The sequence below is a fragment of the Sphingomonas lacunae genome (assembly GCF_012979535.1).
Classification (GTDB): domain Bacteria; phylum Pseudomonadota; class Alphaproteobacteria; order Sphingomonadales; family Sphingomonadaceae; genus Sphingopyxis; species Sphingopyxis lacunae.
The window spans coordinates 603,392-626,489 of sequence record NZ_CP053015.1; the positions used below are offsets into that span (position 1 = coordinate 603,392).

At 63.4% G+C, this 23,098-nt stretch carries 20 protein-coding genes; 14 read left to right on the plus strand and 6 right to left on the minus strand.

The features are described 5' to 3' along the window. Positions 1-93 precede the first annotated feature (93 nt). The 4 genes from zwf to GV829_RS02775 are packed head-to-tail and all read left to right on the plus strand — an operon-like array spanning position 94 to position 5,912. Positions 94-1,539, plus strand: coding sequence for a glucose-6-phosphate dehydrogenase (zwf, locus tag GV829_RS02760; protein WP_169943722.1), 1,446 nt, complete (start codon positions 94-96; stop codon positions 1,537-1,539). Next, positions 1,532-2,503 (plus strand): glucokinase, encoded by a 972-nt coding sequence (gene glk / locus GV829_RS02765; RefSeq protein WP_169943723.1) that lies wholly within the window; start codon positions 1,532-1,534, stop codon positions 2,501-2,503. The genes zwf and glk overlap by 8 nt, the downstream gene beginning before the upstream one ends. Positions 2,504-2,506: 3 nt before the next feature. Beyond that, on the plus strand, positions 2,507-3,127 hold the full coding sequence (gene eda, locus GV829_RS02770) for a bifunctional 4-hydroxy-2-oxoglutarate aldolase/2-dehydro-3-deoxy-phosphogluconate aldolase (RefSeq protein ID WP_169943724.1): 621 nt from the start codon (positions 2,507-2,509) through the stop codon (positions 3,125-3,127). A gap of 10 nt (positions 3,128-3,137) precedes the next feature. After that, entirely contained in the window at positions 3,138-5,912 is a 2,775-nt protein-coding gene (locus GV829_RS02775; protein WP_169943725.1) for a phosphoenolpyruvate carboxylase, read from the plus strand. 34 nt (positions 5,913-5,946) lie between these two features. Here the strand turns inward: GV829_RS02775 and GV829_RS02780 are convergent, their stop codons facing one another. Beyond that, positions 5,947-6,108: a hypothetical protein gene (locus GV829_RS02780; protein ID WP_169943726.1), complete on the minus strand. Its 162-nt coding sequence runs from the start codon at positions 6,106-6,108 to the stop codon at positions 5,947-5,949. 157 nt (positions 6,109-6,265) lie between these two features. Here GV829_RS02780 and GV829_RS02785 point away from each other — a divergent pair, with 157 nt between their 5' ends. Beyond that, positions 6,266-7,159, plus strand: coding sequence for an alpha/beta fold hydrolase (locus GV829_RS02785; RefSeq protein WP_169943727.1), 894 nt, complete (start codon positions 6,266-6,268; stop codon positions 7,157-7,159). A 7-nt stretch (positions 7,160-7,166) separates the two neighbouring features. Here GV829_RS02785 and GV829_RS02790 read toward each other — a convergent pair whose 3' ends face one another. The 4 genes from GV829_RS02790 to GV829_RS02805 all read right to left on the minus strand — a co-directional run bounded on the left by GV829_RS02790 (position 7,167) and on the right by GV829_RS02805 (position 10,113). Continuing rightward, a complete protein-coding gene (locus GV829_RS02790) occupies positions 7,167-7,517 on the minus strand; it encodes a hypothetical protein (RefSeq protein ID WP_169943728.1) in 351 nt (116 codons plus the stop codon). Between the two features lie 242 nt (positions 7,518-7,759). Beyond that, entirely contained in the window at positions 7,760-8,539 is a 780-nt protein-coding gene (locus tag GV829_RS02795) for an enoyl-CoA hydratase (RefSeq protein WP_169943729.1), read from the minus strand. Between the two features lie 12 nt (positions 8,540-8,551). After that, complete coding sequence (locus GV829_RS02800; RefSeq protein WP_169943730.1) at positions 8,552-9,352, minus strand: enoyl-CoA hydratase/isomerase family protein; 801 nt, start codon at positions 9,350-9,352, stop codon at positions 8,552-8,554. Between the two features lie 2 nt (positions 9,353-9,354). After that, positions 9,355-10,113, minus strand: coding sequence for an IclR family transcriptional regulator (locus tag GV829_RS02805; protein ID WP_169943731.1), 759 nt, complete (start codon positions 10,111-10,113; stop codon positions 9,355-9,357). A gap of 78 nt (positions 10,114-10,191) precedes the next feature. Between GV829_RS02805 and GV829_RS02810 the strand changes: the two genes are divergently transcribed. The 9 genes from GV829_RS02810 to GV829_RS02850 are packed head-to-tail and all read left to right on the plus strand — an operon-like array spanning position 10,192 to position 20,697. Then, entirely contained in the window at positions 10,192-11,142 is a 951-nt protein-coding gene (locus tag GV829_RS02810; protein ID WP_246202983.1) for an SDR family NAD(P)-dependent oxidoreductase, read from the plus strand. Positions 11,143-11,150: 8 nt separating this feature from the next. Next, positions 11,151-11,987 (plus strand): MaoC/PaaZ C-terminal domain-containing protein, encoded by an 837-nt coding sequence (locus GV829_RS02815; protein ID WP_169943732.1) that lies wholly within the window; start codon positions 11,151-11,153, stop codon positions 11,985-11,987. 1 nt (position 11,988) lies between these two features. Beyond that, positions 11,989-13,434, plus strand: a complete 1,446-nt coding sequence (locus GV829_RS02820) for a 3-oxoacyl-[acyl-carrier-protein] synthase III C-terminal domain-containing protein (RefSeq protein WP_169943733.1) — start codon at positions 11,989-11,991, stop codon at positions 13,432-13,434. A gap of 11 nt (positions 13,435-13,445) precedes the next feature. Continuing rightward, complete coding sequence (locus tag GV829_RS02825) at positions 13,446-14,651, plus strand: acetyl-CoA acetyltransferase (protein ID WP_169943734.1); 1,206 nt, start codon at positions 13,446-13,448, stop codon at positions 14,649-14,651. A gap of 7 nt (positions 14,652-14,658) precedes the next feature. Continuing rightward, positions 14,659-15,825, plus strand: a complete 1,167-nt coding sequence (locus GV829_RS02830) for an acyl-CoA dehydrogenase family protein (RefSeq protein WP_246202984.1) — start codon at positions 14,659-14,661, stop codon at positions 15,823-15,825. 15 nt (positions 15,826-15,840) lie between these two features. After that, on the plus strand, positions 15,841-17,037 hold the full coding sequence (locus GV829_RS02835; RefSeq protein WP_169943736.1) for a CoA transferase: 1,197 nt from the start codon (positions 15,841-15,843) through the stop codon (positions 17,035-17,037). Next, positions 17,034-18,695, plus strand: coding sequence for an acyl-CoA dehydrogenase family protein (locus GV829_RS02840; protein ID WP_425505433.1), 1,662 nt, complete (start codon positions 17,034-17,036; stop codon positions 18,693-18,695). The genes GV829_RS02835 and GV829_RS02840 overlap by 4 nt, the downstream gene beginning before the upstream one ends. Positions 18,696-18,698: 3 nt before the next feature. After that, positions 18,699-19,853 (plus strand): acyl-CoA dehydrogenase family protein, encoded by a 1,155-nt coding sequence (locus GV829_RS02845; RefSeq protein ID WP_169943737.1) that lies wholly within the window; start codon positions 18,699-18,701, stop codon positions 19,851-19,853. 1 nt (position 19,854) lies between these two features. Continuing rightward, positions 19,855-20,697 (plus strand): HTD2 family dehydratase, encoded by an 843-nt coding sequence (locus tag GV829_RS02850; protein WP_246202986.1) that lies wholly within the window; start codon positions 19,855-19,857, stop codon positions 20,695-20,697. On the opposite strand, the gene GV829_RS02855 is transcribed toward GV829_RS02850, so the two are convergent. After that, complete coding sequence (locus GV829_RS02855) at positions 20,690-22,960, minus strand: beta-propeller domain-containing protein (protein WP_169943738.1); 2,271 nt, start codon at positions 22,958-22,960, stop codon at positions 20,690-20,692. The two genes, GV829_RS02850 and GV829_RS02855, sit on opposite strands and share 8 nt — an antisense overlap. Positions 22,961-23,098: the final 138 nt, after the last annotated feature.

Consider the following 23,098-nt stretch of genomic DNA (forward strand, 5'->3'; position numbering starts at 1 on the left):
AGGCGCAACAAACGATTGCATAACAGGCTTGGGACGTGTTGCCCTCGATGCGATATGGACTAACACTCCATTGGCACGAGGGGCTGTTGCGGCATGGCGTTTGTTTCTGACCGATTGATCCTATTTGGCGCGACCGGTGACCTGTCGCGGCGTATGCTGCTGCCGTCGCTGGCGGCGCTGCATGCCGACGGGCTGGTTGCCCCTGACCTCAAGATCATTGGCACCGCCCGGTCTGACCATGACGATGCGGGGTTCCGGGAGTTTGCCAGAGCAGCTCTTGCCGAATTCCTGCCCGAGGATCGCGCCGAACCGGCGCAGATCGAAAGCTTCCTCGACCGCTTGAGCTATCAGACGCTCGACGCCTCCAAGCCTGACGGTTTTGCGCCGCTGGCCAGCAAGCTGGGCACCGGTTTTGAGGGGCTGTCGATTTTCCTGTCGACCGCGCCGTCGCTGTTCGAGCCGACCATTGCCGGCCTCGCCAAGGCGGGCCTCGCCGGGGACAAGGTGCGCATCGGCCTCGAAAAGCCGCTGGGTACCGATCTGGAGTCGAGCCGCTTCATCAATGATGCGGTGGCGGCGGTGTTCCCCGAGGACCGGATTTTCCGCATCGACCATTATCTCGGCAAGGAAACGGTGCAGAACCTGCTGGCGCTGCGCTTTGCCAACATCATGTTCGAGCCGCTGTGGAACGCCCAGCATATCGACCATGTGCAGATCACGGTCAGCGAGACTGTGGGCCTGGAAGGGCGCGTCGGGTTCTACGATGGCGCCGGGGCGCTGCGCGACATGGTGCAGAACCACATGCTGCAACTGCTGGCGCTGGTGGCAATGGAACCGCCGGCCAAGTTCGACGCGACCGCCATCCGTGACGAGAAGGTCAAGGTTCTGCGCAACCTGCGCGCGCTGGGCAACGGCGACAGCGTTACCGGCCAATATCGCGCCGGCGCGATCAAGGGCGCGGCGGTGCCCGGATATGACGAGGAACTGGGCAAGGACAGCGACACCGAAACCTTTGTCGCGATCAAGGCGCATATAGACAATTGGCGGTGGAAGGGCGTGCCCTTCTTCCTGAGGACCGGAAAGCGCCTGCCCGAACGCAAGACCGAGATTGTCATCCAGCTGAAGCCGGTGCCGCACAGCATCTTTGCCGCATCGGGGGCGGCGGCCCAGCCCAACCGGCTGATCATCGGCATCCAGCCGCAAGAGAACATCCGCATGTCGGTGATGGCCAAGGTGCCGGGGCTTGACCGGGGCGGCATCCGCCTGCGCGAGGTGCCACTCGACATTTCGATGCCCGATGCCTTTGCCGGGCCAAAAAAGCGCATCGCCTATGAACGGCTGTTGCTCGACCTGATCGAGGGCGACCAGACATTGTTCGTCCGGCGTGACGAGGTTGAGGCGCAATGGACCTGGATCGACGGCATCCGTGCCGGTTGGGATGCGGCGGCGCTCAAGCCCAAGGGCTATACAGCCGGCAGTTGGGGACCATCGGCCGCGGTGGCGCTGGCCGAACGCGATGGGGTGAGCTGGCATGAGTGAGACGGTTGTTGCAGTCGATATTGGCGGAACCCACGCGCGCTTTGCCCTGGCTGAAATCGATAGCGGGCGGGTGATCTCACTTGGCGAGGCCGTGACGCTGAAGACCGCCGAGCATGCCAGTTTGCAGACGGCGTGGGAGGATTTCGGCCGGCAGGTCGGCGGCGCCCTGCCCCGCGCTGCCGCCATTGCCATCGCCTGCCCGGTGCGGGGCGACGTGCTGAAGCTGACCAATAATCCGTGGATCATCCGTCCGGCGCTGGTCAATGAAAAGCTCGGCGTCGACCGGCATGTGCTGATCAATGATTTCGAAGCGGTTGGCCATGCGGTGGCGCAGGCGGGCAGCGAGCATTTTGTCCACCTAACCGGGCCGGAGGACGACCTGCCCGACAGCGGCACCATTTCGATCATAGGACCGGGGACCGGGCTGGGTGTCGCGCACATCTGGCGCGGGTACGGCAGCTATCATGTGCAGGCGACCGAGGGAGGGCATATCGATTTCGCCCCATTGGATTCCATCGAGGATGCACTTCTGAAAGCGCTGCGACAGCGGTATCGCCGGGTATCGGTCGAGCGGATCGTGTCGGGGCCCGGCTTGCCTGACATTTATGCGGCGCTGGCGGCGATAGAGGGCCGTGCGGTCCATGCAATGGACGACAAGACGCTGTGGACGCTCGCGCTCGAAGGCAGCGACAGTCTGGCGACGGCGGCGGTGGACCGTTTCTGCATGGCGTTGGGCAGCGTGGCTGGCGACATTGCGCTGGCCCAGGGGGGCGGCGCCGTGGTCATCGCCGGCGGGCTCGGCCTCAGGATCAAGGACATATTGGTGCAATCGGGCTTTGCCGACCGGTTCCGCGCCAAGGGGCGGTTCGAGGGACTGATGGCCTCGCTCCCCGTCAAACTCATCACTCATCCGCAGCCCGGCCTGTTTGGCGCGGCGGCTGCCTTTGCACGGGATTTTGGCTGAACCATGACCGCCGCGATTGAACAGATCATGCTGACTGCCCCGGTGATTCCGGTCCTGGTGGTCGACGACGTCGCCCATGCGGTACCGATAGCCGAGGCGCTGGTGCGCGGCGGGCTCCCGGTGCTCGAAGTGACGTTGAGGACGGCAGCGGCGCTTGATGTGATTGCGGCGATGAAGACTGTGCCCGGCGCAATTGTCGGTGCCGGGACGGTGCTCAATCCGCAGGACCTCAACGCGGCGATCCATGCCGGAGCGACATTCATCGTTTCGCCCGGCCTGACCGAACCGCTGGGCAAGGCGGCAGTGGAAAGCGGCATTCCTTTTCTGCCGGGCACGGCCAATGCCGGCGACATGATGCGCGGACTCGACCGAGGCCTGAGGCACTTCAAATTTTTCCCTGCAGAAACCAGCGGCGGACGGCCGGCATTAAAGGCTCTGATGGGCCCGTTTTCCGACGTGCGGATTTGTCCGACCGGTGGCATCACACTCGACAACGCCTCGGACTGGCTGGCGATCGAGCAGGTGCTGTGTGTCGGCGGCAGCTGGCTGGTCAAGCGCGGGGCGCCCGATGTGGCGGCGATCGAGGCTGCGGCACGGGCAGCGGCGGCGCTGACGAGGGACTAGGAGAAGGCGAATGACCGGGCGGCTGCGCGAGCGACTGGGCGAATTGCACAAGCTGACGGCACAAACGCCGCTGTTCAACCCGGTGTTCCAGATGGGGCTCGATCTCTCACGCGATCTGGAGTCCGGGGTCTTGTCGCTCGACGACATGGCCAAAATGGTCGAGGAGTTGGGCTGCGAGGCCCTGCAGAGCCGGGCCCACCGACTCAACGCCCTGCTCGCGCCGATGGATGCAGCAGAAAACGAGCAGCGGATCGTCGCGCTGGTTGAGGCAAGCGCAGCGGACGGAGACTTTGCCGCCTTTGCCGCGCGCTGGTCACGCCCGTTGCAGCATATTGTTTTCACCGGTCACCCGACATTTCTTCTGACCGCTGACGAGGCTGATGCAGTGGCCATGGCGGCAAGCCAGGACGATGTCGGCCCTGCAATGTGCGTGATCAACACGACGCGGGCGCCGGTGACACTGGCTAGTGAGCATGGCGATGTACTCGACGCGATGCGGCAAGCGCAGGCGGCACGTAACCGGATCGTTACCACCATCCTGTCGGTGGCGGCCAAGGCCTGGCCAGCCCATTGGCGCAAGCTTAAGCCGCTGCCGTTCCGTTTCGCGACATGGGTCGGTTATGACATGGACGGGCGGACCGACATCGGCTGGGCAACCAGCATCCGCCACCGGTTGATTGAAAAAGCCGAACGGCTGGCGGGCTATGCCACGGCGCTGGCCAGTGTCGCGGCGACGAAAGATGTGCGCGCGACCCTGGTGGCAGCTGAAGAGGATGCGCGTGCGATGGCGGCGCTGTTTGCCGGCGACTTCGACAGCCCCGAAGCCCTGTCGGACGCGGCCAACCAACTGACGGCGGATCGGGCGAGCAAGCTGGCATCGCTGGAGCCAGTGATTACGGCGATAGAGGCGTTGGCGGGCGAGGCAGAGGAAGGCGATGCGCTGCTTTTGCTGACACAAGCCGCGGCGATGCGGGCCGACGGGCTCGGCATGGGCTGGATCCATTTCCGAGTGAACAGCGCGCAATTGCTCAATGCGATCCGGCGGCGGATCGACCCAGACAACCAGCTTGATCTGGCCAGCGGCACTGCGCTGGCGCGGCTACGCGACCTGTTGGCCACCGTGGAGCCACTGCGCAGCAACTTTGCCGCGCTGGCGATCGAAAATACGACGGCGGTCCGGCAGTTCCTGGCGATGGCCCAGATCATCCGCCATATCGATGGCGACGCGCCCATCCGGATGCTCATTGCCGAATGCGAAGAGCCGCAGACGGTGCTCGCCGCTCTCTATTTTGCACGTCTGTTCGGTATCGCCGACAAGGTCGATGTGTCGCCATTGTTCGAAACCGAGAGCGCAATGGAACATGGCGGTCGCTTCCTCGACGCTCTGCTCAGGGAGCCGGCCTATCAGGCCTATGTGAGGGCGCGAGGCAGGGTATCGATCCAGACCGGCTTCTCGGACGCGGGGCGCTTTGTCGGGCAGTTACCGGCGGCTCTCGCCATCGAGCGGCTGCATGGGCGTCTAGCCGATGCGATGAAGGCGCATGGACTGTCTGACGTCGCCGCGCTGATTTTCAATACGCATGGCGAGTCAATGGGGCGAGGAGCGCACCCGGCAACCATGACCGATCGGCTCACATATCCGATGAGCCTGTGGGCCAGGAACCGCTTTGCCACGCATGGCATCGTGCTGGAACCGGAAATCAGTTTCCAGGGTGGCGATGGCTTCCTGCCGTTCCGCAACCCGTTGCTGGCGCTGGCGACACTGACGCGCATAGCTGAAGTTGAGAGCCAGCCAGCCGCAGCACAAGATGACCCCTTTTATAGCCGCACCGACCTGAGCCTCGATTTCTATCGCGGCATACGCCGGATGCAGCGCGATTTCCTCGCTTCGCGCAGCTATGCCCGGGCTATCACTGCCTTTGGACTTGGCCTGCTGAACGAAACTGGCTCGCGCAAATCGCGCCGCCAGTCTGACCTTGCCGCAGACCGGGAAATGAGCCTGCGTCAGATACGCGCAATTCCACACAATGCGGTTTTGCAACAGCTAGGTTATCCGGTGAACATCCTCGGCGGGACAGGCACGGCGGCAAGCGAGGAATTGGAAGCGATCACCGCGCTGATTGCAGATAGCCCACGCGCCATGCAGCTGATGCGCATGATCCGCGCCTCAAACGCCCTCGCCAGCATCAAATCTGTTGCAGCCTATGGCGAACTTTTCAACAGTGCCTATTGGGCAAGCCGCCCCTATCGCGGCACCGAACCTCAACTGGAGAATGGTTGTCTGGCGCTTGCCGAACATCTGGTCGGCGATGACCGAACAGGGGCATTCCGCCGACTGGCAAGCCGACTGCGTATCGATGGCCTCAAGCTGCATCGCCTGTTGGCCCGCTTACCAGATGATCAGCCCGATCCACTGCGTGAGGAGCGGCGCCGTTCAATTGGCCTGCTCCACGCGATGCGACTGGCCCTGATGCAGCACATGTTCCTGCTGGCGGTCCAGATTCCGGCCTTTTCCCGATCCAACGACATCAGTCGTGATGATGTCTTGGCGATGGTCTTTTCTCTGCGCATCGAAGAGGCGCTGGCACAACTGCGTCGTGCCTATCCCGTATCAGGCCCGGCGATAAGCGACTTCCATATCGATGAACCCACCGATTATCCCGATGGTGAAGTTCAGGCCTATGCTGGAATCCAGCGCCACTATATCGAACCCATGGAACGGGCATATGCCCTGTGTCTGCGTATCGGCACTGCCATAGCCAATCATTTCGGAGCACATGGCTGATGCACAGTGGGGCCTGGTAGCCGGCCAGTGCCGACTACCGGAACCGCCGCCACCAGCGTGCCGTTGCAGTATTCTTGATCATGCGCACCTTGGTTTCGGCGGCGCTTTCCTCACGGTGACGCGACAGCCTTTCAAGCCGGGTCTCAAAGCGCGATGGGCGCTTGTCGCCAAGCCAAAGCGTGCGAAGCAGTTTCATCCATTGGCTCAAGGATTTGGGCGCAGATGTGCTGACGTGTTCGGTTTGTTTTCCCTGCGGCATTTTGGCGGCATGGCAGGGCATTCGTAACCAGTTGGTAAACATTCGACGGGGCTTTCCTCTTGCGGCAAAATAATTGTCGGGACAGGGTGACTTCATGTCAGAATCCCTTTCCCCGCTGCTCACTGGCCCGTCATCCCACAGCTATGTCTCCCAACGGCTCAGGCTGCATTATGCTGATTGGGGCAACCCCGACGCGCCGCCCCTATTGCTGGTGCATGGCGGGCGTGATCATTGCCGCAACTGGGATTGGGTAGCGCAGGAATTGCGGCAGGATTGGCATGTTATCTGTCCAGACTTGCGGGGCCATGGTGACAGCCAGTGGGCACCGGACGGCAATTATCCGATGGACGCCTTCGTCTATGATCTGGCACAGTTGGTTCATCAGCTTGATCTCGCACCGGTTACGATCATCGCCCATTCGCTCGGCGGCAATATTTCAAGTCGCTACACCGGCCTTTTCCCCGAAAACGTCGCCAAGTTGGTGTGTATCGAGGGACTGGGACCGTCACCGGCCGTCCGGGCCGAACGGGAAGCAGCGGGCACCCGGCAGCGCTTCAGGAAATGGATCGAGGACAAGCGGGCAGCGGCCCAGCGACAGGTACGGCGTTACCCGACAATCGAGGCCGCCTATGCCCGGATGAAGGAAGAGAACAAGCATCTCAACGACGAGCAGGCACGGCACCTGACGGTGCATGGCGTGAGCCGCAACGAGGACGGTAGCTGGAGCTGGAAATTCGACAATTATCTTAACGTCTGGCCAGTGTTCGACCTGCCATTTGAACAGTTGACTGAAATCTGGTCAGCCATAACGTGTCCCACCCTGCTGCTCTATGGGGCAGACAGCTGGGCGTCGAATCCCGAGAAGGACGGGCGTATCGCCCATTTCAGCAATGCGCAGGTGGTCGAGTTCGCGAATGCGGGGCACTGGCTGCATCACGACCAGTTCGACCGCTTCATGACGACGGTGCGGGATTTTTTGGCGGAGTAGGGTGGGACTATAATTTGGTCCCGGTGATGTCTGCCGGAGGGTCGCCGAGCATGAAGCCGGTCAGGCTGCGACCATCGGGACTGACCTCAAAGGTGAAGTCATCGGGTGACCATGTCGGGTATCTGGCCCGATCCACTGTGCATTGCATGGAGAGTCTGCTCCCCGTTCGGATGCCCACGCAGTCCTGTTCAGCTTCCCCCTGCCGCTCGACAATGGTGCCGGGACTGTCGACTTGGGTTATGTTGAGGGACACATCGTAGCGATCGGTCTGCTGACCCGGTGAAATGAGGAATGTCCCGCTGAACCGACACTGATAGTTGGGGTGGCACTGATAGTTGACGGTGCTCCATCGCCACATGCCTGAAAAAAGGTCAGGGGCAGCAGGGGTAGGAGCGGACTCGTTCCGGTCTGCGCTCGTGTTGTCGCCAGCCCTTTCGCCGCGCCCATCTGATCTCCGTTCCGCTGGTCCACAGGCAGTCAAAAACAGCACCAGAAGCAAAACCGATTTGCGCATGCTCACCCTTCCCCATCAGGACAGCCATCCCAAGGGTGTAACCTCGACCAGGAAACGCTGCAATTGTGAAAGCCGACTGGCGCGGATCAGCCCTGTTCGCGACCGCGCTCCATGACTGCCTTGCGCCTCGCTTCCACATCACCCGCCTCGACCTGGCTGTTGGCTTCACGGGACAGCCTTGCTTCAAGCGCCATGCCATCTCCAAAGCTGGTGGCATAGCCGGCGTTGATCAGTTGCTTGTAGGCCCGGCTCATATGGGACTCGACCGTAGCCATGTCCTGAGCCAGCCTGACCGCAGTGGGCAACAGCTCCTCCGGGGCGACGATACGGTTGAGCAGGCCCCAGCGCTCAGCCGTCGCCGCGTCAAGGAAATTGCCCGACAGCGACAATTCGCGGGCCCGATAAATGCCGATGGTCCGCGACAGCTTTTGCGACAGGCCCCAACCCGGCATGATGCCAACGCGGGCATGGGTGTCGGCAAAGCGGGCGTTGGTCGAGCCGATCAGCACGTCACAGGCAAGGGCGACTTCAAAGCCGCCGGTAATGGCGACACCGTTGATTGCGCCGATCACCGGTTTGGTGCAGCTTTCGATGGCGAGCACCGGGTTGGCTTCGGCCTCGGTTGCGTTGGCGGCACCGAGATTGCTGGTATCAGCCCCCAGTTCCTTGAGGTCGAGGCCGGCGGTGAAGGCGCGTTCACCCGCGCCGGTGAGCACAATGGCGCGCACGCTGTCGTCGGCTTCAACTGCGCGCATGACGGCGGCGAGGTCGGCGCGGAGTGCCTTGGAAAGCGCATTCATCGCCTCGGGGCGATTGAGGGTGACGATAGCAACCGGTCCGTCGCGGGTGATGGTGACAAGGGACATGGGGTTCTCCGTTCAGCGGCCGCTGTAGGTCGGGCGGCGCTTTTCGAGGAAGGCGGTCATCGCCTCGATATGGTCCTGCGTTGCGCCGAGCACGACCTGCTGCCGGTCCTCGACCGCCATGGCGGCTTCTAGACTGGGGGCGTCGATGGCGAGGCCGAGCGCCTGTTTCGACAGGCGCAAGCCCCATGGGGCGGTGAGGAGCATTTCGTCAGCCAGAGCGAGACCGGCTTCCAGCAGCTTGTCCTCGTCGACCACATCGCTGACCAGACCCGAGCTGAGCGCCCGGTCGGCGTGGATGAAGCGGCCGGTGAGGATCATTTCCGACGCGAGGCTGGCACCGACGAGGCGCGGGAGGAAGTAGCTCGACGCCATGTCGCAGCCGCCAAGGCCGATCCTGATATAGGCGGCATTGGCGCGGAGCGACGGTGCGGCAATACGGACATCGCTGGCGAGCAACAGCGACAGGCCGCCGCCACAGGCCGCGCCCTGGGCAAGCGCAATGATAGGCTGGGGGCAGGCGCGCATCTTGCGATAGATGTTGCCGATATTGGTCTGGGTGCGCAGCGTGCGCAGGACCGGGGTTTCGTCGCTGGACTTGCCATCCATCGAGGATTTGATGTCGAGACCGGCACAGAAAGCGCGTCCGGCGCCCCTCAGGATGACCACGCGGACGTCGAGCCGTTCGGCCAAGCCGCCGAAATAGTCATTGAGGGCTTGGGTCAGCTCGGCGTTGAGCGAGTTGAGGGCATCGGGCCGGTTGAGCGTGACAATCTCTATCTCGCCGCGCTTTTCGATCAACAAGGTGTCGCTCATCGTCACTCCCTCTCCTGTCCCGCAGTCCGTGCTTCGGCCATGATGTCCCGGCCAATAGCGGCGACCCCTGACGCATCATGCCGGCCGGCAAACAGCGACGCCGACAGGCAGTAGCGTGGTGGGGCACCCGGTTCTGGCACCACGGCGGCGACCGTCACGATGCCAGGGTTGAGCCATTGGTCGTCAACGGCATAGCCAAGCCGTGCGGCCTCATGCACCTGTGAGACGTAGCTATCGGCATCAAGCGCCGACGGCCAGCGCACGCCGGCATGGGCAGCGCGCAAGGTGGTAGCATCGGCAGCGCGGGCGGCGAGGAGGGCCCGGCCGGTCGAGCCGGCGCCGACCGGCTGGCGCTGCCCCACAGCCATGTGGATGCGGGTGGCGGCTTCACTTTCGGCCAGTGCGAGCAGCAGCAGGCGACCACTGTCAGCGGCCCGCCAGAGACCAATGGCGGCATCATGCCGTTCGGCCAACCGTTCCATCACAGGACGCAGCGCCGCAACCATCGTATCACCGCGCAGGGCCATGCGGGCGAAGTCGATCGAGCCGAGGCCGATGCGATAGGTTTTGGTGGCCTCGTCGAAATCAACCAGCCCTTCGGCGACCAAGGTGCGGGCGAGGTTGAAGGTGCTCGACGGGCTCAGGTCGAGGGCCCTCGCGATGGCGGTCACCCCCATGGATTCGCCCGATTTCCCGAGCAGCCGCAGGATCGAAATAGAGTGCGAGACAGAGGGGACTTTTGTGGGTGGTCGGGGTGCCATTGCGCTCCATTACCATTCACAATGGTGAATGGCAATTCTCTATCTTGAACAAACGGGCAGCACTGCGCTACGGCATGAATGAGAGACAAGACTCGCATGCGGGAGAACGAGATGGCTGGGCAATTGCAGGGTAAGGTTGTGGCGGTGACGGGTGCCGGTCGCGGGGTCGGGCGAGAAATCGCCCTGCTGTGCGCCAAGGAAGGTGCGAATGTCGTGGTAAACGATCTGGGTGCCAGCGCCGATGGGGAGGGTGCCGACCTGTCCCCGGCACAGGAAACGGTAAACGACATCATCGCAGCCGGTGGCAAGGCCATCGTCAACGGCGCAAGTGTGGCCGACCCGGCAGGCGCAGCGACGATCATCGAGGATGCGGTCAAGACCTTTGGCCAGATTGACGCGGTGGTGAACAACGCCGGCATCCTGCGCGACCGCATCTGGCACAAGATGAGCCATGAGGATTGGAACGCGGTGATCGACGTTCACCTCAACGGCTGTTTCAACGTGTCCAAGGCAGCCACCCCCTACTTCCGCGATCAGGGGTCGGGCAGCTTCATCCACTTCACCTCAACGAGCGGCCTCATCGGCAATTTCGGCCAAGCCAATTACAGTGCGGCCAAGCTGGGCATCGTCGGCCTGTCACAGAGCATCGCGCTCGACATGGCCCGGGCCGGGGTGCGGTCGAACTGCATCGCGCCCTTTGCGTGGAGCCGCCTGATCGCTACCATCCCGGCAACCAATGAGGCAGAGGCGCAGCGCATCGAGCGGATGAAGACGATGAGCGCCGACAAGATCGCGCCGCTGGTCGCCTTCCTCGCCTCCGACGCGTCGAAGGAGGTCACCAACCAGGTGTTCGGTGTGCGCAAGAACGAGATTTTCCTCTTTTCCAAGCCGCGCCCGATCCGGTCCATGCACAAGAGCGAGGGCTGGACGGCCCAGAGCATCGCCGAGGAATTCCTGCCCGCGGTGCGCGGGAGCTTTGCCAATCCTGCGGAACGGTCGGGCGATGTGTTCGGTTATGATCCGATTTGAGGGTAGCCATGATTGACCCGCAACACCTCCTCACCATGCCGCCGATCATCACCCGGCAGACGCTCACCGCGCGGGATACGGCACTTTACGCGCTGGGCGTGGGGGCGGACGAGCTGGACTTTGTCTTTGAAGAACGGCTGAAGGCGCTGCCAACGATGGCAGTGGTGCTGGGCTATCCGGGCTTCATCTGGCGCGACCCGGCGCTGGGCGTGACCTGGCAAAAGGTGCTGCATGGTGAGCAATCTACCATCCTTCACGCCCCTCTGCCGGTCGAAGGGGAGATCATCGGCGAGACGCGGATCGAGGCGCTGTTCGACAAAGGCGCGGAAAAGGGCGCGATTGCGCTGGTAACGCGTGAGATACGCGACAGCGCGGGGACGCACCTCGCCACCAGCAGGGCGACGACATTCCTGCGCGGCGACGGCGGCTATGGCGGCAGCGCCGAGGGCGCCCCTGCCCCGCACCCCTTGCCCAACGACCGCCAGCCAGATGCAACCGTGACACTGACGACGGCGGCCAATCAGGCGCTGATCTATCGCCTGTCGGGCGACCTCAATCCGCTGCACATCGACCCTGACGTGGCGACAGGAGCCGGCTTCAAGGGGCCGATATTACACGGCCTCGCTACCTATGGCGTGGTCGGGCGGGCGCTTCTCAACGCACGCTGCGGCAATGATCCGGCGCGGATGAAGCGCATGGACGTGCGCTTTTCCTCACCCGTCTATCCCGGCGAGACGATTGCCACCGACATTTGGGATGAGGGCGCGGGACGCATTGCCTTTCGTTCTAGAGTGGTCGAGCGTGACCTTGTGGTGCTGACCAATGGCTATGCGGAGATTGGATGAGATGAGCGACGTCGGACTGCACGGCTTTGGCGCCTATGTGCCGATTACCCGGCTGCAACGCAGTGCGATCCATGCCGCCAATGGCTGGTTCGCTGGCGGACTGAAAGGCCTCGCCAAGGGCGAGAAGGCGGTTGGCAGCTGGGACGAGGACCCCATCACCATGGCGGTCGAGGCCGCGCGCGACATGCTGGGCGAGGGCGAACGGAGCGTTGATAGCATCACGCTGGCATCGACCACCCATGTCTTTGCCGACCGGCAGAATACGGGCGTGGTCAAGGAGGCGCTCAACCTCGACGATACGACGGGCGCGCTTGATGCGGGTGGCAGCCAGCGGGCGGGAACCTCGTCGTTGATCGCGGCGCTTGATGCTGCGGCGGCGGGGAAGCGCACGCTGCATTTGGCGGCGGAGCGGCTGGTGCCCAATCCCGCCTCAGAACGCGAGATGCTGGCGGGTGATGCGGCAGCGGCGCTGCTGGTCGGGCCGGGGGCGGGGATCGCGCGGCTGATCGCCAGCCACAGCGTCACTGCCGATTTCGTCGACCATTTCCGCGAGACAGGCGAGAACGCCGATTATGACTGGGAAGCGCGTTGGGTGCGTGACGAGGGCTTTGGCAAGATCGCCGTCCCGGCCATCCGCGACGCACTGGCCAAGGCGGGAATCCAGGGCGACAAGGTCAACCACTTCATCGCACCGATTGCTGTGCGTGGCGTCCCCGAAATGCTGGCCAAGCAAGCGGGCATCCCGGTCGAAGCGATTGCCGACACGTTGGGAGCGGCCATTGGCCATGCCGGGGCGGCGCAGGCGACGCTGATGCTTACCGCGACGCTGGAGAAGGCCAGGACAGGCGATATCCTGTGCCTGATCGGTTTTGGTCAGGGCTGTGACGTGCTCCTGTTCGAAGCAACGGGCGCGATCGGTTCGGCCAAACCCCGCCTTGGCGTGTCTGGCTGGCTGGCACGTCGGCAGGCAAGCGACAATTACATGAAATATCTGTTCCACCGCGGTCTGGTGCCGCTGGAGAAAGGCGCGCGCGCCGAGTTCGACAGCAAGACCGCGCTGACCGCGATGTGGCGCAACCGCAAGGCGGTGATGGGTCTGGTCGGAGGCCGATGCACCAAGACCGGCACGGTGCAGTTCCCCAAGACCGAGATCAGCGTCAACCCCAATGACCATGGCGTCCGCACGCAGGAGGATTATCCGCTGGCCGAGATTCCGGCGCGGGTGATGACCTATACCGCCGATGTGCTCGCCTTCTCGCCCGAGCCACCTGACTGTTATGGCAATATCGAATTTGAGGGCGGTGGGCGCATGATGGCGCAGTTCATCGACATGCCGGCCGATGCGCTGGAGGTCGGCAAGGAATTGCGCATGATGTTCCGCATCAAATCGATGGACGAGCAACGGCATTTCCGCCGCTATTTCTGGAAGGCGGCCCCGGCCCACTGAGGAGACGACACATGGCACGTGGTATCAAGGACAAGGTCGCCATCCTCGGCATGGGCTGCGCCAAATTCGGCGAGCGCTGGGACAAGGACGCCGACCAGTTGATGGTCGAGGCTTATGAGGAAGCGATTGCCGATGCCGGCATCGAAACCAGCCAGATCGACGCGGCCTGGCTGGGTGCGGCGTTTGACGCGGTCAATATCGGCCCGTCGGGCATTCCGCTGTCGGTGGCGCTGCGGCTCAACGACATCGGCGTGACCAAGGTCGAGAATTATTGCGCCAGCGGCACCGAGAGCTTTCGTGGCGCGGTCTATGCCGTGGCGTCGGGTGCCGCGGACATTGCGCTGGCCATGGGTGTCGAGAAGCTGAAGGACACGGGCTATGGTGGCCTGCCGGTGCGGACGCGCGGCACGACGCATGACATGATCGGCATCACCGGATCAGCTCCCGGCAACTTTGCCCAGCTCGCCGCCGCCTATCGCGCGCAGCATGGCGTGTCGCCCGATGACCTCAAGCAGGCGATGGCGCATGTCTCGGTCAAGAGCCACGCCAATGGAGCGAAGAACCCGAAGGCGCATTTGCGCAATGCCATTACCATGGAACAAGCGATCAACGCGCCGACCATCGCCGCGCCGCTCGGTTTGTTCGATTGCTGCGGTGTCAGCGACGGGGCCGCCTGTGCGATTGTGACGACGCCGGAAATCGCCCGGTCGCTGGGCAAGACCGACATTGTGACGGTCAAGGCGCTGCAGATCGCTAGCTCGAACGGCTGGGAAGCGCAAGGATCGGGCTGGAACGGCAGCTATTTCCATACCACCCGCGTCGCCGCCGCCAAGGCCTATGACGAAGCGGGCATAACCAATCCGCGCGAGCAGTTGAGCCTGATGGAAGTGCACGACTGTTTCTCGATCACCGAGCTGGTGACGATGGAGGATCTGTTCGTTTCCAAAGAGGGAGAGGGCTGGAAAGACGTGCTCGACGGCTTTTTCGACGCCGACGGGCAGGTCCCCTGCCAGATTGACGGAGGGCTGAAATGTTTCGGCCATCCGATCGGCGCATCAGGCCTTCGCATGATTTATGAGAATTACCTGCAGCTGCTGGGCCGCGCCGGTGAACGGCAGCGGGCCAAGCAGCCGGTATTCGCGCTGAGCCACAATCTGGGCGGGATGCCCAATTCCAACGTTTCATCCATCGCTATTGTAGGATTGTCCGATGCTTAATCCCGGAATGGACGCCGACGTCTTTGAAGCCTTCATCGACCAGCTGAAGCGCTATGTGCGCGAACGGTTGATCCCGGCAGAAGCCGATGTGATTGCCAATGACCGGATTCCGGAGACCATCTTGCAGGAGATGCGCGAGATGGGTCTGTTTGGCATCACCATCCCCGAAGAGTTTGGCGGGGCGGGCATGAATGTCAGCCAATATATAGAGACGGTCAAGCAGCTGTCCTATGCGGCGCCTGCCTATCGGTCGACCATGTCAATCAACGTCGGCATGACCGGTAGCGCGATCAAGAATTTCGGCACGCCGGAACAGCGCGAGCAATGGTTGCCGCGCATCGCATCGGGCGAGATTGCCTGTTTCGGCCTGACTGAACCAGGGTCAGGCTCTGACTCTGCCGCAATGCAGACAATGGCTGTGCGGGACGGCAATGGCTACAGGCTCAACGGCACCAAGCGCTACATCACCAACAGTCCCCACGCGAAGATCGGCCTGATCATGGCGCGGACCAGCAAGGAAGCGCTGCCCAAGAACGCCCATGTCTCTGCCTTCATCGTCGATATGACGACGCCCGGCATCAGCATTGGCAGCCCTGACAAGAAGATGGGGCAGACAGGAGCGCATATCGCCGATGTCATCATGGACGATGTGAAGATCCCCGGCGACGCACTGGTCGGTGGCGAGGAGGGTCGAGGATTCCAGATCGCCATGCAGAGCCTCGACAATGGGCGGCTGTCAGTCGCCGGCATGTCGGTCGGCCTGGGCCGGCGGGCGCTCGACACCGCGGTGCGCTATGCCAATGAGCGCAAGGCCTTTGGCGAGCCGATTGCCAATTTCCAGCTGATCCAGGCAATGCTGGCCGATAGCGACACCGAACTGTACGCCGCCGAATGCATGATTGCCGACGCCTGTGCGCGGGCGGACCGGGGTGAGAATATCGTCCGCAAGGCGGCAGCGGCCAAGATGTTCGCATCCGAAACCGCAGGCCGCGTGGTGGACCGGGTAGTGCAGGTCTATGGCGGGGCGGGTTACCTCGCCGAATATGAGGCCGAGCGTTTCTTCCGCGATGCCCGCATCCTGCGCATCTATGAGGGCACGACCCAGATCATGCAGTTGCAGATTGCCAAGCATATGCTGCGCGAATTTGCCGCGACCGGGAATGTGTGGTCATGACGGACGGATACTGAGATGTACCCCCTCCTCACCGGCCTGAGCGTTATCGAGGCCTCCTCCTTCGTCGCCTCCCCTACTGCTGGCCTCTATATGGCGCAGATGGGGGCGGAGGTGATCCGCGTTGATCAGATCGGCGGCGGACCCGACTTCAACCGATGGCCCAAGGCGGACAACGGCAAGTCGCTCTATTGGGAGAATCTCAATCGGGCGAAAAAATCGGTGGCGCTGAACCTGGGTGCCCCGGAAGGACGGGAATTGCTTGCCGCATTGGTCCGCAAGACGGGGCAGTTTGTCACCAACTTTCCGGTGGAGGGATTTCTCTCCCACGAAAAGCTGGCAGCAGGGCGACCGGACCTGATCACTGTGCGGGTGATGGGCATGGCGGATGGTTCGCCCGCGCTCGATTACACGGTGAACAGTGCGGTTGGCTACCCCGACCTGACTGGGGCAGGGCCGGAACCCGTCAACCATGTATTGCCGGCATGGGACTTGCTGACCGGGGCATACGCCGCCTTTGCCATGCTGGCGGCGCTGCGGCACCGGGATGCAAGCGGGTTGGGGCAGGAAGTGCGCGTACCGCTGTCGGATGTCGCCATCGGCACCGTCGCGAACCTCGGCAGCCTTGCCGAAGTGCTCTACACCGGGGCGAACCGGGAACGGCTGGGCAATGCGGTTTATGGCGCGTTCGGGCGCGATTTCGTGACGCGGGACGGCACACGACTGATGATCATGGCGATCACCACGCGGCAATGGACGGGGCTGGTCAAAGTGCTCGACATCGCTGAGGAAGTGGCAGCCATTGAGGCGGCGCGCGGCGTCAGCTTTGCCGCAGATGAAGGCGTCCGCTTCGAGCATCGCGATGCGCTGTTCCCGCTCGTCGAGGCGAAGGTGGCGGGATGGGCCTATGCCGATCTGGCGGCGGCGTTTGACGCTGTCGGCGGATGTTATGGCCCGTATCAGACAATGGCCGATGCGGCAGTTGATCCCGTACTGGTCGGCGGCAATCCGATCTTTGGCCGGACGGCCAACCCGAGCGGCTTTGACTATCCCGCCGCCGGCGCCTTTGCGACCGTGCCACAGATGGAGCGCGGCCAACCTCGGCCTGCCCCTTTGCTCGGCGCCGACAGCGAAGCGGTGCTGAGCGATCGGCTGGGCCTCGACAGCGGGGCTATTGCCGCGCTGATCGACAAGGGCGTGGTGGCGCAGGCATGAGCGGCTGGGACAAGAGCGAACGCATCAGCATCGATATAGAGGTGATGGACCAGCTGGTCCCGGCGGTCGTGGCGGCTGAGCGTTATGCCGCCGACGCGCGCGAAGCTGTGCGGGCCAAGGTTGCCGCCAGGAGCCTCGATGCCGAACAGCGCGCCGCCCATGGCTATGCCTGGGTCGAAACCAGCGTGGCGGCGATGCGCGCGACGCTCGACTGGTTGCAGTCTGCGGAGGCTGACAATCGCGCCCATGCCCATGAATGGCTGGTGGCGATCATCGGCATCAGCGAGACACTGGCCCAACTGACCGGCGGCCTGCCAATGGGCCAGAATGAGATCGTCCGCCCGGTTGATATGGACAGCGGCGCAGCAGCGCGGCGGCTGGCAGAAGAACCAGCGGTCGACTGGTTGCTGACCCAGGGTAACAGCGCCAAGCACAGGTCTTGGCTGGTCCAGTGCATGGTCGATGGCAATGGCCTTGACGACCGGCTGGGCGACGAATTGATCGACACGATCCGCGACCAGTATCGCCGCTTTACCGATGAACGGATCCTGCCGGACGCGCATGGCTGGCACCTCGCCAACGATCTGATTCCCGACGGGCTTGTCGCAGAAATGGCGCAGTTGGGCACATTCGGCATCTGCATACCCGAACAGTTTGGCGGGCTCGGTCTCGGCAAGCTGGTGATGTGTGTCGTCACCGAGGAATTGTCGCGCGGCTATATTGGCACGGGATCGCTGGGGACCCGCTCGGAAATTGCCGGCGAACTGATCCTGCATGGCGGCACCAGCGAACAGCAGGCTCAGTGGCTGCCTCGTATTGCCTCTGGAGAGATTTTGCCGACGGCAGTGTTTACCGAACCCGATGTCGGGTCTGACCTCGGCAGTCTGACCACGCGGGCGGCGCGCGGGGACGATGGCACCTGGTCGATCAGCGGCGCGAAAACGTGGATCACCCATGCCGCGCGGTCCGACCTGATGACCATGCTGGTTCGCACGCGGCCAGAGGTGAAGGGCTATGCCGGCCTGTCGATGCTGCTGGTGCCCAAGCCCCGTGGGACCGATGACGAGCCTTTCCCGGCGCAGGGGATGAACGGCAGCGAGATCGAAGTGCTCGGCTATCGCGGGATGCGCGAATATGCGCTGCAGTTCGATGGCATGGCGGCTCCCGCCGACGCGCTGCTTGGCGGCGAGGAGGGGCAAGGTTTCAAGCAGCTGATGCGCACGTTCGAGGGCGCGCGCATCCAGACGGCGGCGCGCGCGGTCGGCGTGGCGCGGCGGGCAATTGACCTCGCGCTGGCCTATGCGCAGGACCGCAAGCAGTTTGGCCAACCGATCATCGGTTTCCCCAGAGTCGCCGACAAGCTGGCAATGATGCAGGCCGACATGCTGATGGCGCGCGAACTGACCTATGCGGCCGCGCGAGCGAAGGACAGCGGCAAGCGTTGCGACATTGAAGCAGGCATGGCGAAACTGCTGGCGGCGCGCTGTGCCTGGGCCAATGCCGATGCCGCGCTGCAGGTACATGGCGGCAATGGCTATGCCCAGGAATATGAGATCAGCCGCATCCTGTGCGATGCCCGCATCCTCAACATTTTCGAAGGCGCGGCGGAAATACAGGCGCAGGTGATCGCCAAGGGCAAATTGGGTGACAGGAATTGATGCGTGACCGAATATAGTGAAATCCGAGAGGCCGTTGCCAAGCTGTGCCAGCAATTTCCTGGTGACTATTGGCGGGCGAAGGACCGCGAGCGGGCTTATCCTGGCGAATTTGTCGATGCGCTGACGCAGGCAGGGTTCCTCTCCGTATTGATCCCCGAGGAATATGGCGGGTCAGGCCTGCCGATTTCCGCCGCCGCTGCCATCCTTGAGGAGATACAGGCGCAAGGGTGCAACGGCGGGGCATGCCATGCACAAATGTATGTGATGGGCACGGTGCTGCGCCATGGCAGCGAGGCGCAGAAGGCGAAATATCTGCCCAAGGTCGCGTCAGGCGAGTTGCGGCTGCAGGCCTTTGGCGTGACCGAGCCAACCAGCGGCACCGACACACTGAGCCTCAAGACCACGGCCAAACTCGATCCGGCGACCGGCGACTATATCGTCAACGGGCAGAAGATCTGGACCAGCCGCGCCGAGCACAGCGACCTGATGATCCTGCTGGCCCGCACCACCCCGCGCGAACAGGCGGCCAAGCGAACCGATGGCCTGAGCGTGTTCATCGTCGACATGAAGGCGGCGCTGGGCAACGGCCTGACCATCCGCCCCATCGAGACGATGATGAATCACGCCACCACCGAAGTTTTCTTCGACAACATGCGGGTGCCGGCGGAAAATCTGATCGGCGAGGAGGGGCAGGGTTTCAAATATATACTGTCGGGCATGAATGCCGAGCGCCTGCTGATCGCTGCCGAGTGCATCGGCGATGCCAAATGGTTCATCGACAAGGCGAGCGCCTATGCCAAGGAACGGGTGCTCTTCGGCCGCCCCATCGGCCAGAACCAGGGCGTGCAATTCCCCATCGCCCGCGCCTATGCCCAGATGCGCGCCGCGGAGCTGATGGTGCTCGATGGCCTGCGCCGTTATGAGGCGGGCGAGAATGTCGGCGAACAGGCCAACATGTCCAAGATGCTGGCAGCCGAGGCAAGCTGGGCAGCGGGCGAAGCCTGTATCCAGACGCACGGCGGGTTCGGCTTTGCCGCCGAATATGACATTGAACGCAAGTTCCGCGAGACGCGACTCTATCAGGTGGCACCGATCAGCACGAACATGATCCTGTCGTTCGTGGCGGAGCATGTGCTGGGCCTGCCGCGGAGTTACTGATGTGAGCGAGTGGCAGGACTTCATCGGCAAGGGCATGGTGCAGCGCGATGTGCTGACGCCCGGTCTGGCACAGCGCCACGCAGCAACGCTCGACCTGCCGCTGGCCCGCGATGCGGCGCTGCCCGGTATCCACTGGTGCCTGTGCCTGCCCGAGGCGGCGACGGCGCAGCTGGGACCCGATGGCCACCCGCGCCGGGATAGTGCCGGCAGTTTCCTGCCGCCGATCCCCCTGCCCCGGCGCATGTGGGCGTCGAGCAGCGTCGAATTCCTGGCGCCGATCGCGGTGGGAGCCGAGGTCGAGCGGACATCGACCATCGCCGACATCACCGCCAAGAGTGGTGGCAGTGGGCAGCTTGTCTTTGTCACCGTCGAACATGTGACGCGGGTTGGCGACGCCGTGGCGGTGCGCGAAAAGCAGAGCATCGTCTATCGCGAGGCAACCAGTGCAGCGCCAGCATTCCTTGCGCCCCGTACTGGCGATGCCGCGGTTGACGCCGGGGAATGGCCCGCTCAGCGCAAGCTGGTCCCCAGCGAGCCGCTACTGCTGCGTTTTTCTGCCCTCACCTTCAATGCGCACCGCATCCATTATGACCTGCCCTACGCGCGCGACGAGGAAGGCTATGCGGGCCTTGTGGTACATGGACCGCTGACCGCGACGCTGTTGCTCAATCATGCGACGGCGGTGCTGGGAGCCCCCGTGCGCCAGTTCAGCTTTCGGGGGGCATCACCGGCCTTCTGCGGCGAACCGCTGACGCTGGCGGCACGGAGCGAGGGTGACCGGCTGGCGCTGGCGGCGATCAATGGCGAAGGGCAGACGGTGATGACCGGCGAGGCCGCTATTTGACGGGACCCTCCCGGCCCGGAGGGAGTTGGGCGATCATGTCTATGCGCTGCACCTCGGTCATGCGGCCATCGACCAGACGCCCTTCGACCAGCTCGGTTTCCATCAGCGCAAAAATGCGCCCGCCGGTGAAGATCGGCCGGCTGTTGCCGTACCAGTCGACACAACTGACCTCGCACTCATAATCAGGCGCGCGCTCCTCCCGCCCGACTGTGGTCGAGACGAGCAGGCCGGCATCGGTGATGCTGCGCGTTGTGCCGCCCGTCACCGAGGCGAAACTGACGTCCGAGGTTTCGCTGCGCCAGAAATAGCGGCCGGAGGGCATCGCGATGGTCGGCACGCCGACGAGGCCATTGCCGTCAAGGCCGACCGAGCTGTTGAAGGCGTGGCTGCGCCCTTCGCTTTCGTAGCGGCCAAGCAATGTGGTGCTGGTGGCGATGTGGGGAACATTGCCAAGCTGGATCAGCGACATCGTCAGCCCCTGATGGTCGCGATAGCCGTTGACGATCATGCCATCGAGGCCAACGCGATCAATGCGGATGACATTGTGGCCGACCGGCACAACCACCGCCTGTGACGGGCGATCAACCGGCAGGACAACGACAGAACCGGCGCGCTCGGCAGCCCGCAAGGCGGCCTTTTCGGGTGTGTCATCGGCGGGCGGCTCTTCGGGAATGGCCTGGTAGCCCCAGTCACCCGAGCCATAGACCAGCCAGTCATCGGCAAAACGGTTGCGTACCTGCCCCGGTCGAAGCGATGGCACGGCAATATGGCGGGCGGCGCGGAGTTCGGTGTAGGTTTCGGTGAATTCCCGCAGGGCGATGTTGGTGAAGGCGACGGGAATATCCTGTTCTTCAATGTCGCATGTTGCATCATTGACCGACCAGAGCCCACGGAAATAGCCGTCGGTCATATCCATCGAGAATTGATCGAACGGGCGGCCACGCACCCCCACGACGCCCAGTGTCGAGGCGGTGATGGGCACGCGATAGACGGCCGCAGGTGGCAGGTTGCGGAGATCGGGACGGCCAGCCGCACAGGGCTTCCGCTCACTGTACCAATCGCGATCGAACTCCGCCCAGCCGGCACCCACCCACAGGAACACCTCGCGCGGGGTGACGAACATTTCCGCCTGTCGCGGCCCGGTGAAGGCGGTGACACGGCAGCCGGGCACGCGGTCGGCGCGATACTCTCCGAGGTCACAGATGGTGACGCTATGGACATAGGGATCGACGGTGGGGACCACGGGGCGGTGGATTTCATCGGCGCTGAGCATGGCGCGACCGGCAAGGCGTTCGTCGCGATCCTCATCGGCGCCCCCGTCGATCAGCTCCTTGCGCTCAGCCTCGGTCATCCAACGACGGATACGCGGGCGGCCCGAGCGGTCGGTGACATCGTCGGCCTCATAGGGGGTGTAGATGATCAGCCGGTCACCGACGATGCGCGTCGCATAATTGTCGCTGCTGTAATAATCCTCGCTGCTGATCAGGAAGGCGCCATCGCGGGACAGGCGACCCGTTGCCGTATCGAGCCGGAAGACGGCGATTTCGGTCGCTTCATCCTGATAGCTGTAGCTGGTGATGAGGATGCGATCCCCCTCAACCAGCATCTCGTCATACCAGCCATCGTCATCGGCATTGCGGTAGACATTGATGCGGTCGGCAAGGCGCAGTTGAGGGCCGGAAATGTCGACGGCGAAAATGCGTCCATCCTGCAGGACGAGGAGATAATTGCCGATCTGTTTGACGATGTCGCCTTCGTCGACATTGGCGCTCTGGTTATTGGTGATGCTGGTGACGGGCGTGGCGACATTTTGCACTGGGGCGGAGATGCGGGTGCCGGTAACAATGATTTGACCCTGCTCCTGCCCCTCTTCAGAGGGACAGCCTGGATCATCCGGGCCGCATTCGGGTGGCGTGTCCTGCAGGGCGAAGATGCCTGGGCGGACACCCGGCGGCGGCGTGATGGCACCAAAGCGCCGTTCCCAACGACGCCGCGCCGCCTCGGTGCGGGCGACATAGCGGCGGAAATCGCTGTCACTTTCGAAGGTTTCGAGACCGGGGCTAAGCAGGCGGCGGAAAGCGGCATCCTGCCATGGCGCGGTAGGGCGATTGTCGGTCCGCTCGTTGCGGGCATCACCGGACGAGCCCGCCGGAGCGGCTGGCTGTGGCGGTGGCTCCGTCTGCGCCATGGCCGTCGTGGCGAGCAGTGTCGCAGCGAAGCCGGCGAAGGCTATTCTTGCCAGCAGGGTCAGTCGGTGAGCCATGGTCCATTCCTCCCCCAACAGTCTGATCGACCGAACCCGGACAGGCTATACCCGATGGCGGTTGCGACCAAATACTGATTGGCAAGGCACTGGCATTGCTGCCGAATTTGCGGGCAGTTGCCAAGGACTGTGCAAAGA